Source organism: Halomonas sp. HG01, from assembly GCF_000968715.2.
Taxonomy (GTDB): domain Bacteria; phylum Pseudomonadota; class Gammaproteobacteria; order Pseudomonadales; family Halomonadaceae; genus Halomonas; species Halomonas halophila.
Genome location: NZ_CP022134.1, coordinates 215,047 through 228,767, shown reverse-complemented (window position 1 = coordinate 228,767; position 13,721 = coordinate 215,047). Strand labels below are relative to the sequence as shown.

The window sequence follows — 13,721 nt, the reverse complement described above, 5'->3', positions numbered from 1 at the left end:
TGCCAGAGGACGACACCATGAACCACACCTACAAGCACATCGAGCTGACCGGCAGCTCCGAGACCAGCATCGAGGACGCCATCCAGGGCGCGCTGACCAAGGCCTCGGAGAGCCTGCACGGCATGCGCTGGTTCGAGGTCATCGACACCCGCGGCCACATCGAGCACGGCCGGGTGGCCCACTGGCAGGTCACGATCAAGGTCGGCTTCACCCTGGACTGAGCGCGATTCCGCCCTGTTCATCCACCCACGGCTGGTTTAGGCTTGCCGCCCATCCAGAGACGGCGCTCGCGCGGCGCCGTCCGTCTTGCTGCGGACTGTGACACGCGATGAAGATCATCATCCTCGGCGCCGGCCAGGTCGGCGGAACCCTGGCCGAACACCTGGCGCACGAAGAGAACGAGATCACGGTGGTGGACACCGATGCCAAGAAGCTCCGCGAGCTTCATACCCGGCTCGATATCCGCACCGTGACCGGCGCCGGCTCCTACCCGATGGTGCTGCGCCAGGCGGGCTGCGAGGACGCCGACATGCTGATCGCGGTGACCAACTCCGACGAGGTGAACATGATCGCCTGTCAGGTCGCCTACACGCTGTTCCGCACGCCGACCAAGATCGCCCGCGTCCGCGCCACCGCCTACCTGACCCGCAAGGGCCTGTTCGCCCACGAGGCGGTGCCCATCGACGTGCTGATCAGCCCCGAGCAGGTGGTCACCGACCATATCCGCCGGTTGATCGAGCACCCTGGCGCCCTGCAGGTGCTGGAATTCGCCGGGGGCCAGGTCCAGCTGGTGGCGGTGAAGGCCTTCTACGGCGGCCCGCTGGTCGGCCAGGAGCTCGGCTTCCTGCGCCGCCACATGCCCAGCGTGGACACCCGGGTGGCGGCCATCTATCGCCGCAACCGGCCGATCATTCCCCGCGGCGACACCGTCATCGAGGCCGACGACGAGGTGTTCTTCATCGCCGACCGCCGCGACATCCGCGCGGTGATGAGCGAGCTGCGTCGCCTCGAGCGCGACTTCCGCCGGGTGATCATCGCCGGCGGCGGCAACATCGGCGAGCGCCTCGCCGAGCACCTGGAGCACAGCCATCAGGTGAAGATCGTCGAGCACAGCCTCGAGCGCTGCACCCAGCTCTCCGAGCGCCTCGACCGCACCGTGGTGCTCCACGGCAGCGCCACCAGCAAGCGCCTGCTGGAGGAAGAGAACATCGAGGACTGCGATATCTTCTGCGCGCTGACCAACGACGACGAGGTCAACATCATGTCGTCGATGCTGGCCAAGCGCATGGGCGCCAAGAAGGTCCTCACCCTGATCAACAACGCCGCCTACGTCGACCTGGTCCAGGGCGGCGAGATCGACATTGCCATCTCGCCGCAGCAGGCCACCATCGGCAGCCTGCTGCCCCACGTGCGTCGCGGCGACATCGTCAACGTGCACTCGCTGCGCCGCGGCGCCGCCGAGGCCATCGAGGCCATCGCCCACGGCGACCAGCAGTCGTCCAAGGTGGTCGGCCGTGCCATTGGCGAGATCGACCTCCCCCGGGGCACCACCATCGGTGCCGTGGTGCGCGGCAAGGACGTGCTGATCGCCCACGACGACGTGGTCATCCAGTCCGGGGATCACATCATTCTGTTCGTCATCGACAAGCGCCGCATCCGCGACGTGGAGCGGCTGTTCCAGGTCGGCCTGACCTTCTTCTGATGCCGAGCGCCGCCGGCCTTCACGCGAGGGAATCCGCATGACACACCTGCCACCGTTCGATGACGCCGTTCGCCGCCCGCGGGTCCACGCCGTGGAGACGCGCCCGTGAGCCTGCTGGTGAAGCGGGCGGCCATCCAGCGCACCCGCCACTGGGCACCGGTGTTCAAGGTGCTGGCCCTGCTGTGGCTGGTGCTGGCGGCCTTCATGCTGGTGCCCTGGCTGGTGCTGCTGCTGGAGGGCGACGTGGACGCCACGGCGTTCGGCTTGTCGATCCTGATCATGCTCGGCGCCTCGGCCACGGTGCTGCTCTCGACCCTGCGCGTGGAGGTCAGCTTCAAGCCCTGGCAGATGTTCGTGCTGACCTCGCTGAGCTGGGTGTCGATCAGCGGCTTCGCCAGCCTGCCGCTGGTGCTGGGCGCCACCCAGCTGTCGTTCTCCAACGCGGTGTTCGAGTCGGTCTCGGGGATCACCACCACCGGCTCCACCGTGCTGAGCGACATCGACGACCTCTCCGACGGCCTCAAACTGTGGCGAGGCCTGATGCAGTGGCTGGGCGGGGTCGGCATCATCGTGATGGGCATCGCCATCCTGCCGTTCCTCAAGGTCGGCGGCATGCGGCTGTTCCATACCGAGTCGTCGGACTGGTCCGACAAGGTGATGCCCCGCACCGGTGGCATCGCCAAGGCCACCCTGGTGATCTACTGCGGCATGACCCTGGCCGCGGTCGCGAGCTACTGGCTCGGCGGCATGCTGCCACTGGACGCCATCGTCCACGCCATGACCTCCGTGGCCACCGGGGGCTTCGCCAACTCGGATGCCTCCTTCGGCGCCTACGCCGACCGGCCCCACCTGATGTGGATGGGCAGCCTGTTCATGCTCGGCGGCGCCCTGCCCTTCGTGATCTACATCCGGGTGCTGCGCGGCGCCCGCATGGCACTGTGGCAGGACCAGCAGGTACGCGGCCTGCTGGGCCTGCTGGCGCTGGTCATCCTGCTGCTCACCGCCTGGCGCATCTGGCAGGGCCGTGACGCCTTCGAGGCCCTCACCCAGGTGACCTTCAACGTCGTCTCGGTGGTCACCACCACCGGCTATGCCGGCGACGACTACACCGCCTGGGGCAGCCTGGCGGCGGTGGCCTTCTTCTACCTGAGCTTCATCGGCGGCTGCAGCGGTTCGACCAGCGGCGGCATGAAGGTGTTCCGCTTCCAGGTCGCGTCCATCCTGCTGCGCAACCAGCTTCGCTTTCTGGTGCACGCCAACGGCGTCTTCTCGGCCCGCTACAACGGCCACCCGCTGACCGACGACGTGACCCGCGGCGTCATCGCCTTCTCGTTCTTCTTCTTCCTGACCATCGCCGGGCTGGCGCTGGGGCTGTCGCTGCTGGGCCTGGACCTGGTCACCGCCCTGTCCGGCGCGGTCACCGCGGTCGCCAACGTCGGCCCCGGCCTCGGCGAGATCATCGGCCCGGCGGGCAACTTCGGCCCCCTGCCCGACGCCGCCAAGTGGCTGTTGTGCGTCGGCATGCTGATGGGCCGGCTGGAGATCCTCACGGTGCTGGTGCTGTTCACGCCGATGTTCTGGCGCAAGTAGGGAAACGCGGATTCATGGCGGCGCTCGACATCCATCAGCGCTTCCCCCCGACCTTCCATCGGACGCGGTACAGCGACAAGTCGCAAAGCCGGTGCAAGCGCCCGCGGCGGGTTTGGCCCGCCGGCGGGCTTCGTGGATAATCGAGCCTTCATCCTTCAGACCCGAGCGTCCATGACCGACTCCCAGGACACCGCGACCGTCGATCGCGAGCAGGCCGCCGGCGGCGGCCCGCGCCGCACCCTCAAGGTGGGCGAGACCCGCTACACCCTGCTGGGCACCGCCCACGTCTCCGCCGAGAGCGCCACCGAGGTGCGCGAGCTGATCGACTCCGGCGAGTTCGACGCGGTGGCCATCGAGCTGTGCGACTCGCGTCACCAGAACCTGGCCAATCCCGATGCCCTGGGCGAGCAGGACCTGTTCCAGATCTTCCGCCAGGGCAAGGCCGGGATGGTGGCCGCCAGTCTGGCGCTGGGCGCCTTCCAGCAGCGCGTCGCCGAGCAATCCGGCATCGAGCCCGGCGCCGAGATGCGCGCCGCCCTGGAGGCCAGCCAGGCCCGTAACCTCCCGCTGCTGCTGATCGACCGCGACGTCGGCGTGACCCTGAAGCGCATCTATCACAACGTGCCCTGGTGGCAGCGTTTCTCGCTGTTCTCGGGGCTGCTCGGCGGCGTGCTGTCGCGTCAGGACGTCTCCGCGGCCGACATCGAACGGCTCAAGGAAGGCGACGTGCTGGAGTCCACTTTCAGCGAGTTCGCCAGCGAGTCCGAGACCCTCTACACGCCGCTGATCAGCGAGCGCGACCGCTACATGGTGCTGCGCCTGGCCGAACAGTGTCCGCCGGGGCGCTACCGCCACGTGCTGGTGGTGATCGGTGCCGGCCACCTCAAGGGCATGGCCGAGCACCTGGAGCAGCCGCTGCCCGAGGCGCCGACGCCGGAGCGCGAGACGCTGGAGGCCACGCCGCCGCCCACTAAGGTGTGGAAGGCGCTGCCCTGGCTGATCACCGCCCTGGTGCTGACCGGCTTCGCCATCGGCTTCTCGCGCAACACCGAGCTCGGCTGGCAGCTGGTGGCCGAGTGGTTCCTGATCAACGGCGTGCTCTCGGGCGCCGCCACCCTGGTGGCGCTGGCCCACCCGCTGACGGTGATCGCCACCGTGTTCGCCGCCCCGCTGACCTCGCTCAATCCCACCATCGGTGCCGGCTTCGTGGCCGCCGGGGTCGAGCTGGCCATGCGCAAGCCCAAGGTGCGCGACTTCGCCACCCTGCGCCACGACGTCACCGAGGTGAAGGGCTGGTGGCGCAACCGGGTCTCGCGCACCCTGCTGGTGTTCCTGACCGCGACCCTGGGTTCCGCCGCCGGGACCTGGATCGCCGGCTTCCGCATCGCCGGCGCCCTGTTCGGCGGCTGACGCCGCTGCCACGCCGGCAACGACAAGGGCCCCGGACATCGCTGTCCGGGGCCCTTTTCCTGCCCGATCGCCGCGGCCGGCGAGGTGCGGTCGGCGAGGCGCGGCTCAGCGAGACTGAAGCGCCGACGCCGCCTCGCTCTCGGCCGGGCGACGCTTCCAGGCGCCGGCCAGCAGCGAGCCGGAAACGTTGTGCCACACCGAGAACAACGCACCCGGCAGCGCCGCGGTGGCGCTGAAGAACTGGTTGGCCAGGGCCACGGCAAGCCCGGAGTTCTGCAGCCCCACCTCGAAGGCGATGGTGCGCGCGGTGCGCTCGTCGAAGCGCAGCGCCCGGGCCAGGCCGTAGCCGCCGGCCAGGCCGATGGCGTTATGGGCGATCACCGCCAGCGCCACGACCGGCCCCAGGGTCGCCAGCCGCCCGGCGTTGAGCGCCACCACGATGGCGATGATCACCACGATGGCCAGCATCGCCAGGCTCGCCAGCGCCGGCTCGACCCGGGCGATGCGCTCGCCCAGCCAGTGATTGACGATCACCCCGATCAGGATCGGTGCCACCACCAGCTGGGCGATGCTGGTCAGCATGCCCGCCACCGGCACGTCGACGCTCTCGCCGACCAGCAGCAGGGTCAACAGCGGCGTGGCCACCACCGAGAGCAGGGTCGAAACCATGGTCATCGACACCGACAGCGCCACCCGGCCGCCGGCCAGCCAGGTCATGACGTTGGAGGAGGTGCCACCGGCGGTGGCGCCGACCAGCACCATGCCGATGGTCAGGGCGTCGGAGAGTCCCAGCAGGCGCGAGATCGCCAGCGCCGCCAGCGGCATGATCAGAAACTGCAGCGCCACGCCCACGGCGATCGGCGCCGGCGACTTCACCACACGGGCGAAGTCGGCCTTGGACAGCGTCAGGCCCATGGCGAACATGATGACCACCAGCAGCGTCTTGATGCTGCCGGCCAGGCCGGTGAAGAGCTGCGGCTGGAAGGCGGCCACCACGGCCAGCAGCACCGCCCAGACGGGGAAGAGACGATTGAAGCGCTCGAAGAAATGCATGACGTGTCCTTGCGATGGAAAGGTGGGAGCTTTTTTATGAATGATCTCGGGCGCGGCCGCCCGCGCCCCTATGGTCGTCGGTCGGCGTAAGCCGGGCAATGCCCCTCGAGGCGGAAAAACGTGGCCGATCACCGGGCCGCCGTGATACGTTCGAGATCAATAATTAGCAACAAAACATTGATGCCATGACTTCATCCAATGCCCGAGAGCGCTTCGGTATCCGGCTCTCCACCGTCTCGCGCCGCTGGCGGCGTGCCCTCGATCATCACATGGCGCTGGTCGGCCACACCGATACCAGCTGGGCGCCACTGGTCCATCTCGGTGCCGGCGGCGACGGCCTCAGCCAGAAGGCACTGGCCAAGCGCGTCGGCATGGAAGGCTCCAGCCTGGTACGCCACCTGGACCGCCTGGAGGCCAAGGGCCAGGTCCAGCGCGTCAACGACGAGCAGGATCGCCGCACCAAGCGCGTCTTCCTGACCCCGGCGGGGCGCGACGCCGTGGACGCCCTCCAGGAGGAACTGCTCGGCGTCGAGCGCGACCTGCTCAGCGACCTGAGTGATGCCCAGCTCGAGGCGCTGCTCGAGGCCCTCGATCTGATCGACCGGCGCCTGCAGAAGGAACCCGGCGCCCTGGAAGAGCCTCCCGCTCCCGCCTGATCGCTACGTCTCGCCTTCCCGGGCCGCCCGTAGCCGCTGCATGGCCGGCGTCGGCGTCTCGATCTTGCCGTGGCGCCGGCTGGCGGCATAGCTGTCATTGAACACGTCGAAGTAGTCGTCGAGCCGCTCCGCGGCCTCGGTGTCGCCGGCCTGGCGCATCAGCTCCGCGGCCACCTCGGCGGTGCACAGGTGGGCGGCCGAGGCCGGCTTGCGCAGTCGGTAACGGGTCAGCCGCTCGGTGGCGAGCGGCAGCACCGGCAGCTCGGCCAGATAGGGGCTCTTGCGGAAGATACGCCGCGCCTGGCGCCAGGTGCCATCGAGGATGACGAACACCGGAATCCGCCCATCGTCCTGGCGCGCCGCCACCGTTTCCATGCCGACCACCCGGTGGGCGTAATCCGCCTGGTCGTCGGGGAAGATCACGAAGGGCGCATAGCGCTCGTCCTCGAGCATCGCCAGCAGCCGTTCGTCCGGCTCGGTGCGATACCAGGTGAAGACCTCGGTGGTGGGCAGGACGTCGCGGATCAGCCGTCCGGTGTTGGTGGGCTTGTAGTGCTCCAGCGGATGGGTGATCAGCCACACCCGAGTGCGGCTGTCCGCCGTCACCTTGTAGGGGCACAGGCAGTTCAACGCCGGCAGGTTGCAGGCCTCGCAGCGGCGCACGAAGCTGCCGCGGGCCTTGAACTCGCGCCGCGGCGGCCGCGGGTGTCCGGTGGCGGGGTCCACGTCGCCGTGGTCGGGGGTCGGGGTGTCGTCCTGCATGAGTCGTCTAGCCGGAGGTGAGAGGGCGATAAGGGAGCCGCATTCTAGCACGCCCCGCCGCCGCCTCCGGCCGCGCGACGCCTCAGTCGAGCCGCCCCTCCGGCATCGAAAGCGCTCTCGTCTCGCGCCAGTGGCGCACCAGCGCCGGCACGCCCTCGCCGGCGGGCCGGGCGATCTTCGCCACCCCGGCCGGCGCCAGGACCTGGGCCTCGGGGTCGACCAGCGCGCAGGGCGCGCCGAACGGTGCCTGGTCGAGCAGCATGGCGGCCGGCATCACGGCCAGCGAGGTGCCTACCACCAGCAGCAGGTCGGCCTCGGCAACGATGTCGCAGGCCTCGGGATAGGCCGGCACGGCCTCGCCGAACCACACCACGTCGGGGCGCAGCTGGGCGCCCTTGTCGCAGAGGTCGCCGAGGCGAATGCCGCCCCGGGACAGCGGATAGCGCAGCTTCGCGTCGACGCTGGAGCGCGCCATCAGGATCTCGCCGTGCAGGTGCAGCACGCTGCGCGAGCCGGCCCGCTCGTGCAGGTCGTCGATGTTCTGGGTCACCACGCTGACCCGGAAGCCGTCCGCCTCGAGTTCGGCCAGGGCCCGGTGAGCAGCGTTGGGCCTGGCCCCGCGCACCTGGTCGCGGCGCGCGTCGTAGAAGCGCAGCACCCGCTCGGGGTCGCGGGCCCAGCCCTGCGGCGTGGCGACCGCCTCGACGGGCTCGTCGGCCCACAGGCCGTCGGCGGCGCGGAAGGTCTGGATGCCGCTCTCGGCACTGATGCCGGCGCCGGTCAGTACTACCAGGTGGGGGCGGGCGTCGTCGCTCATGGTCGTCTCGCGGATCGGGGAACTCACCCCAGCTTGCCATATTCCGCCTCGCCGGAGCAGAGGGCGACGGATGACATCCGCCCGTCGCGCGGCGACAATGGGCGCCCTCGCCGCATCCCCCGAGTCGCCCGATGAACGAACCGCTGCCCATCCTCCATCACGACGAGCATCTGGTCGCCGTGCACAAGCCCTCCGGGCTGCTGGTGCATCGCAGCGCCCTGGCCCGGGGCGAGCGCCATTTCCTGCTGCAGACCCTGCGCGACCAGCTGGGCCAGCGGGTCTATCCGGTGCACCGCCTGGACCGCCCCACCTCGGGGCTGATGGTGTTCGCGCTGTCGTCCGAGGTCGCCCGCCGCCTGGGCGAGGCCTTCGAGCAGCACCGCGTGGCCAAGCGCTACCTGGCCGTGGTGCGCGGCACCGGGCCGGACGCCGAGCGCCTGGCGTATGCCCTGCGCGAGGAGGACGGCCGCCGCCCCAAGGCCGAGATGCCGGCCATGGAGGCCGTCACCGAGGTGCGGCGCCTGGACAGCGTGGAACTTCCGGTGCGGGTCGACCGCTACCCCACCAGCCGCTACTCGCTGATGGAGGCGCGCCCGCTGACCGGGCGGCGCCACCAGATCCGTCGCCATCTGTCCCAGCGCGGCTATCCGATCATCGGCGACGCCAAGCACGGCAAGGGCGTGCACAACCGCTTCTTCGCCGACCGACTCGACTGCCCGCGGCTGCTGCTGGCCGCCGTGGGCCTGAGCTTCGACCACCCGGTGGAGGGCCGGCGCCTGGACCTGGGCTGCGCCCTGGATGCGCCCATGACCGCGCTGTTCCGGCGCTTCGGCTGGGCGGGCCACCTGCCCGCCAACCGCCGCGCCCCTTCCGCCGAGCCATGTGAACTGCCATGAACGATTTTCCGAGCCCCGCCGCCCTCGAGACCGACGACCACGCGCTGCGCTTCGGCGGCATCCGCCGCCTCTACGGCGCCCGCGCCCTGGAGCGCTTCCGCCACGCCCACGTGGCGGTGATCGGCGTCGGCGGCGTGGGCAGCTGGGCCGTGGAGGCCCTGGCCCGCTCCGGCATCGGCAAGCTGACGCTGATCGACCTCGACGACGTCTGCGTGTCCAACGTCAACCGCCAGCTGCACGCCTTGGACGGCACCGTCGGCCGGCCCAAGGTCGAGGTGCTGGCCGAGCGCTGCCGGGCCATCCAGCCCGGCATCGAGGTGGTGGCGGACACCGCCTTCGTGACCCCGACCAACCTCGCCGAGCGGCTGCCCGAGGACCTGGACCACGTGATCGACGCTATCGACAGCGTGGTGGCCAAGGCGGCGCTGATCGCCTGGTGCAAGCGCCGCAAGCTGCCGATCACCGTGACCGGCGCGGCGGGCGGCCAGACCGACCCGACGCGCATCCGGGTGGCCGACCTGACCCGCACCGAGCACGACCCGCTGCTGGCCAAGGTGCGCTCGCGGCTGCGGCGCGACCACGGCTTCTCGCGCAACCCCAAGCGACGCTTCTCGGTGGAGTGCGTCTACTCCGACGAGCAGCTCGTCTACCCCGGCGCCGACGGCGAGGTCTGCCACGCCAAGCCCGCCGCCGGCGAGGCCACCCGCCTCGACTGCGCCTCGGGCTTCGGCGCGGCGACCTTCGTCACCGGCAGCTTCGGCTTCGTGGCCGCCTCGCGCACCCTGGCGCGACTGGCCCGCGACGCCGCCTCTTCCCGCTGAATTCCCTGGAGAGACTCATGGACGTTTCGCATCCCGTGCCCGGCATCTACCGCCACTACAAGGGCCCGCGCTACGAGGTGATCGGCGTCGCCCATCACAGTGAGACCGAGGAGGCGCTGGTGACCTACCGCGCGCTCTACGGCGAATACGGCCTGTGGGTGCGCCCGCTGGGCATGTTCATGGAGACGGTCGAGGTGGACGGGGAAGTGACGCCCCGCTTCGCGCTGGAAAAGGCCTTTTCCTGAGCCTGGACAGGCTAACGCCGAACGCAAGAAGGCGCCCCATAGGGCGCCTTCTTTCATCGCTTGAGTTGTCATGGCCGGCGGCAAATCTTCGCGAGGCGCTATGAACCCATCCCTGGGCGCTTCATCCGCCATCCCTGGCGGATAACCCTCGCTCATATTCGCCTCCGCCCCATCAAGCGGCTTGTTATTCCGCTTCGTGCATCTGCTTCTGCAGGTAGTTCTCGATGCCGACCTTGTCGATCAGCGAGAGCTCGGTCTCGAGCTTGTCGATGTGCTCTTCCTCGTCGGCGAGGATGTCGCGCAGCAGGTCGCGGGTGACATAGTCCTGCACCGACTCGCAGTAGGCGATCGCCTCGATGTAGTCGTCGCGGCCCTGGTGCTCGAGCTTGAGGTCGCACTCGAGCATCTCCCTGGTGTCCTCGCCGATCAGCAGCTTGCCGTAGTCCTGCAGGTTGGGCACGCCCTCGAGGAACAGGATCCGCTCGATCAGCTTGTCGGCGTGCTTCATCTCGTCGATCGACTCTTCGTACTCGAACTTGCCGAGTGCGGCCAGTCCCCAATCCTGATACATCTTGGCATGCAGGTAGTACTGGTTGATCGCCACCAGCTCATTGCCGAGCGCGGTATTGAGGTATTCGAGGACCTTCTTGTCGCCTTTCATGACACCACCTCATTGCTGTCGTCGGGGTCGTCCTTCAGCTTGGCACGCGCGTCATCGCGCCGCCATCCATGCCGGACAGTCTAGGCGATATCCTAAAAAACTCAAACAAATCAAAGCGTTGAAAACGCCAAAGGAAACGATAGCGATTGCCATCAAACGGCGTAGGCGAGCCCTTCGCTGGCCAGGGCCATCTCTTCCTGGATCGTCTCGCGGGTGATGGCCTTGCCCATGCAGGCGCACTTGCCGCACTGGGTGCCGCAACCCGTCTCGCGCTGGACCTCGCGCCAGCTGCGCGCGCCCTCTTCCACGCTGCGGCGGATCGCCTTGTCGCTCACACCCTTGCACAGACACACGTACATGACATCACCTCATCTCGACCATGAGATCGAATGTAAATGATTCGCATGGACTATCGCAAGCATAGACGGCGATGATTCTCGTCCGGGTCGCCCCCGATGACGTCAGCGACGCTTTCCCGGGAGCACCACCAGACGAGTGCCGGATGCCAGATCCGCCCAGCTGCGCCGTTCGCCGTCGAACAGCACCCAGAGGTGGCCGAGGCCCAGCGGCAGCCAGCCGAGCGCGCCGACCAGGCAGCGCACCAGGCTCTGACGGCGATCGATGGCATGGCCGTCGAGGGTCTGCACCCGCAGCCGCCAGGCCTGCATGCCCAGCGTCATGCCGCCGCGGGTCCAGAAGTAGGTAAAGAAGAGACAGGCGGCGATCGCCAGCAGGACACGCAGCGACCACACCTGGCCGGCGCCGAGGCCGACCCGCTCGGGAGGAATACCCAGCAGCAGGCGGCTGACCGCAACATGGGCGGCGCCGATGACGATCCACAGCGCCAGCACCAGCAGGGCATCGTAGAGCATGGCGCCCAGCCGCCGGCCGAGGCCGGCGGGCCAGACGTCATCGAGGCGGTCGAAGCGGCGCGACATGAGAGCTCCCGGTCAGCCGGTGCGGCGCAGCAGGTAGAGGCCGAGGCCGGCACAGAGCAGCGTCGGCACCAGCACGGCCCAGGCCGGCGAGAAGCCGAACAGCGTGGAGGCCGGACCCAGCAGGTCCTGCAGGTACTTGAACACCAGCCCGGTGACCACGCCGTAGAACACCCGGGTGCCGGCGGCCACGGTGCGCAGCGGGCCGAACACGAACGACGCCGCCACCAGCACCAGCGAGGCCATGGTCAGCGGCATCAGCATCTTCTGCCAGAAATAGATCAGCGGCTGGGTGGCACTCTGCCCCTGGGACTCGAGGAAGCGCGCATAGGCCCACAGCTCGCTGGGCGCCTGACTGTCCACCTCGCGCAGCAGCCGGTCGAGGCGCTGCGGCGTCAGCTCGGTCTCCCAGGCCCGCGTCGACTGGCGGGAGGTCTCGGTACGGCCGTCGACGAAGCGGGTCTCGGTGACGTCCTCCAGCACCCAGGCGTCGCCCTGCCATACCGCGCGGCGGGCACTGAGCGCCTCGCGCAGTTCCTGGCCCTCGAAGCGATAGCGGGTCAGGTCCAGCACCACGTCGTCGGCGCGGATCGCCCCGAAGCGATAGAAGTCGTCGCCCTCGCGCTGCCAGCCACCGCTCTCGGTCAGCACGGCGCCCTCGCCCTGCATCTGCTCGAGACGCCAGGCGCTGGCGAACTGCTCGGTCCTGGGGCTGACGAACTCGGCGACGAACAGCACCACCGCGATCACCAGGATGATCGGCTTCATCACGCCCCACAGGATGCGCACCAGCGAGCGGCCGGCGGCGCGCATCACGGTCAGCTCGTTGCTCGAAGCCATGCTGCCGAGCCCGATCAGGGCGCCGATCAGCACCCCCACCGGGGCGTACTGATAGAAGCGCCAGGGCAGCCGGAACATCAGGTAGAAGAGCACCTGCAGGGCGCCGTAGTCGCCCTCCACGTCGCCCAGGTCGTTGATGTAGGTGATCACCAGGTCGAGCCCCAGCAGCACCACCTGCACCACCAGGATCGCGCCGAGGATCTGACGGGCGATGTAACGGTCGAGACGGTCGGCGATCATCCACTCATCCCCTTGCGTTGTGCCTGCAGCGTCATCGCCAGGCCGATGGCCAGGAAGCCACCATGGATCGGCCACATGCCGATGCCCGCCGGCCAGCTGCCGCGGCCGATGGCGTCCAGCGACGCCAGCAGCAGGCTGAGGTAGGCCACGTACAGGAAAATCGCCGGCAGCAGCTTGGCGAAGCGGCCCTGGCGAGGATTGACCCGCGACAGCGGCATCGCCATCAGGGTCAGGACGAAGACCATCAGCGGCAGTCCCAGGCGCCACTGCAGCTGCGCCGCGGCGGGGGGCGACTCGGCGGCGAACAGCGCCGGCGTGGTGGCAAGCTCGGGATTGTCGAGGTCGAGGCTTTTCTCATCCTGCGACAGCCGCACCGCGTAGGTACCGAACTCGAGCCGCTCGGCCTGGGCCCGGCCCGGCTCGACGCTGTAGCGCTCGCCGTCGGTCAGCACCAGAAAGCGACTGCCAGTCTCCTCGTCGACGGTCTGATAGCCGGAAGACGCCCGGGTCACCACGGTGCCGGGCGTGCCGTCGGAGCGGCGCTGGCGCTCGCTGATGAAGACCTCGCGCATCTCCTGCTGGTCGTCGGTCAGCGCCTCGGTATAGGCAGTGCGGCCATCGCCGAAGTCCTGGAAGCGTCCCGGGTTCAGCACCGAGAAATCCAGCTGGCTGCGCTGCTGTTCGATCACCACTTCCTTCTTCAGGGCCCCGGCGGGGCTCAGCCACAGGCTGCACAGGCCCACCATCACCGCCACCACGGTGGCGGGCAGCAGGCTCACCTGCAGCAGCTTGTTGGGACTGGTCCCGCAGGCCACCAGCACGGTGATCTCGCTGTTCAGATAGAGCTGTCCGTAGGCGAGCAGGATGCCCAGGAAGAAGGCCAGCGGCAGGATCAGCTCGAGGAACCCCGGCATGTGAAACAGCATCAGGGAACCGAGGATATGCAGGGGAATCTCGCCGTCCGCGGCGTCGGCGAAGTAGCGGATGAAGCGGCTGCCCATGATCACCAGCAGCAGCACCCCGGCCACGGCGGCCATGGTCTGCAGGATCTCGCGGGTCAGATAGCGGAATATGATCAAGGTTGTCTCCCGGT

The 13,721-nt window shown here is 68.9% G+C and carries 16 protein-coding genes; 8 read left to right on the top strand and 8 right to left on the bottom strand.

All coding sequences use genetic code 11. The annotated features are described in order from the left end of the window. Positions 1–17 precede the first annotated feature (17 nt). From UN84_RS01030 to UN84_RS01015, 4 genes are all read left to right on the top strand, one after another. Complete coding sequence (locus UN84_RS01030) at positions 18–221, top strand: dodecin (RefSeq protein ID WP_035593959.1); 204 nt, start codon at positions 18–20, stop codon at positions 219–221. Positions 222–328: 107 nt separating this feature from the next. Further along, a complete protein-coding gene (trkA, locus tag UN84_RS01025) occupies positions 329–1,702 on the top strand; it encodes a Trk system potassium transporter TrkA (RefSeq protein WP_046079546.1) in 1,374 nt (457 codons plus the stop codon). Positions 1,703–1,813: 111 nt separating this feature from the next. Further along, positions 1,814–3,292: a TrkH family potassium uptake protein gene (locus tag UN84_RS01020; RefSeq protein ID WP_186810066.1), complete on the top strand. Its 1,479-nt coding sequence runs from the start codon at positions 1,814–1,816 to the stop codon at positions 3,290–3,292. Between the two features lie 171 nt (positions 3,293–3,463). Then, on the top strand, positions 3,464–4,702 hold the full coding sequence (locus UN84_RS01015) for a TraB/GumN family protein (protein ID WP_046079548.1): 1,239 nt from the start codon (positions 3,464–3,466) through the stop codon (positions 4,700–4,702). Positions 4,703–4,807: 105 nt separating this feature from the next. Here the strand turns inward: UN84_RS01015 and UN84_RS01010 are convergent, their stop codons facing one another. Next, a complete protein-coding gene (locus tag UN84_RS01010; protein ID WP_046079549.1) occupies positions 4,808–5,755 on the bottom strand; it encodes a bile acid:sodium symporter family protein in 948 nt (315 codons plus the stop codon). 185 nt (positions 5,756–5,940) lie between these two features. Here UN84_RS01010 and UN84_RS01005 point away from each other — a divergent pair, with 185 nt between their 5' ends. After that, on the top strand, positions 5,941–6,411 hold the full coding sequence (locus UN84_RS01005; protein ID WP_035593967.1) for a MarR family winged helix-turn-helix transcriptional regulator: 471 nt from the start codon (positions 5,941–5,943) through the stop codon (positions 6,409–6,411). Between the two features lie 3 nt (positions 6,412–6,414). On the opposite strand, the gene UN84_RS01000 is transcribed toward UN84_RS01005, so the two are convergent. Then, a complete protein-coding gene (locus UN84_RS01000; RefSeq protein WP_046079550.1) occupies positions 6,415–7,173 on the bottom strand; it encodes a tRNA-uridine aminocarboxypropyltransferase in 759 nt (252 codons plus the stop codon). An 82-nt stretch (positions 7,174–7,255) separates the two neighbouring features. Next, positions 7,256–7,990: an SIR2 family NAD-dependent protein deacylase gene (locus UN84_RS00995; RefSeq protein ID WP_046079551.1), complete on the bottom strand. Its 735-nt coding sequence runs from the start codon at positions 7,988–7,990 to the stop codon at positions 7,256–7,258. Between the two features lie 131 nt (positions 7,991–8,121). On the opposite strand from UN84_RS00995, the gene UN84_RS00990 reads away from it, so the two are divergent. From UN84_RS00990 to UN84_RS00980, 3 genes are read left to right on the top strand one after another with little or no spacing between them, the layout of a single operon-like run. Next, complete coding sequence (locus UN84_RS00990) at positions 8,122–8,886, top strand: pseudouridine synthase (protein ID WP_046079552.1); 765 nt, start codon at positions 8,122–8,124, stop codon at positions 8,884–8,886. Continuing rightward, positions 8,883–9,707, top strand: coding sequence for a tRNA cyclic N6-threonylcarbamoyladenosine(37) synthase TcdA (gene tcdA / locus UN84_RS00985; RefSeq protein ID WP_046079553.1), 825 nt, complete (start codon positions 8,883–8,885; stop codon positions 9,705–9,707). The genes UN84_RS00990 and tcdA overlap by 4 nt, the downstream gene beginning before the upstream one ends. A gap of 17 nt (positions 9,708–9,724) precedes the next feature. Next, a complete protein-coding gene (locus tag UN84_RS00980; protein ID WP_046079554.1) occupies positions 9,725–9,952 on the top strand; it encodes a DUF1653 domain-containing protein in 228 nt (75 codons plus the stop codon). 184 nt (positions 9,953–10,136) lie between these two features. Here UN84_RS00980 and bfr read toward each other — a convergent pair whose 3' ends face one another. The 5 genes from bfr to lptF form a co-directional block, all read right to left on the bottom strand. Continuing rightward, positions 10,137–10,613 (bottom strand): bacterioferritin, encoded by a 477-nt coding sequence (gene bfr, locus UN84_RS00975; RefSeq protein WP_046079555.1) that lies wholly within the window; start codon positions 10,611–10,613, stop codon positions 10,137–10,139. Between the two features lie 152 nt (positions 10,614–10,765). Beyond that, positions 10,766–10,972 (bottom strand): (2Fe-2S)-binding protein, encoded by a 207-nt coding sequence (locus tag UN84_RS00970; protein ID WP_035593980.1) that lies wholly within the window; start codon positions 10,970–10,972, stop codon positions 10,766–10,768. A 102-nt stretch (positions 10,973–11,074) separates the two neighbouring features. Then, complete coding sequence (locus tag UN84_RS00965; protein WP_035593982.1) at positions 11,075–11,551, bottom strand: RDD family protein; 477 nt, start codon at positions 11,549–11,551, stop codon at positions 11,075–11,077. Between the two features lie 12 nt (positions 11,552–11,563). Continuing rightward, positions 11,564–12,628 carry an LPS export ABC transporter permease LptG gene (gene lptG, locus UN84_RS00960; RefSeq protein WP_046079556.1) on the bottom strand — a complete coding sequence of 355 codons (1,065 nt, stop codon included), beginning with the start codon at positions 12,626–12,628 and terminating at the stop codon, positions 11,564–11,566. Beyond that, positions 12,625–13,707, bottom strand: a complete 1,083-nt coding sequence (gene lptF, locus UN84_RS00955; RefSeq protein WP_081945783.1) for an LPS export ABC transporter permease LptF — start codon at positions 13,705–13,707, stop codon at positions 12,625–12,627. The genes lptG and lptF overlap by 4 nt, the downstream gene beginning before the upstream one ends. Positions 13,708–13,721 lie beyond the last annotated feature (14 nt).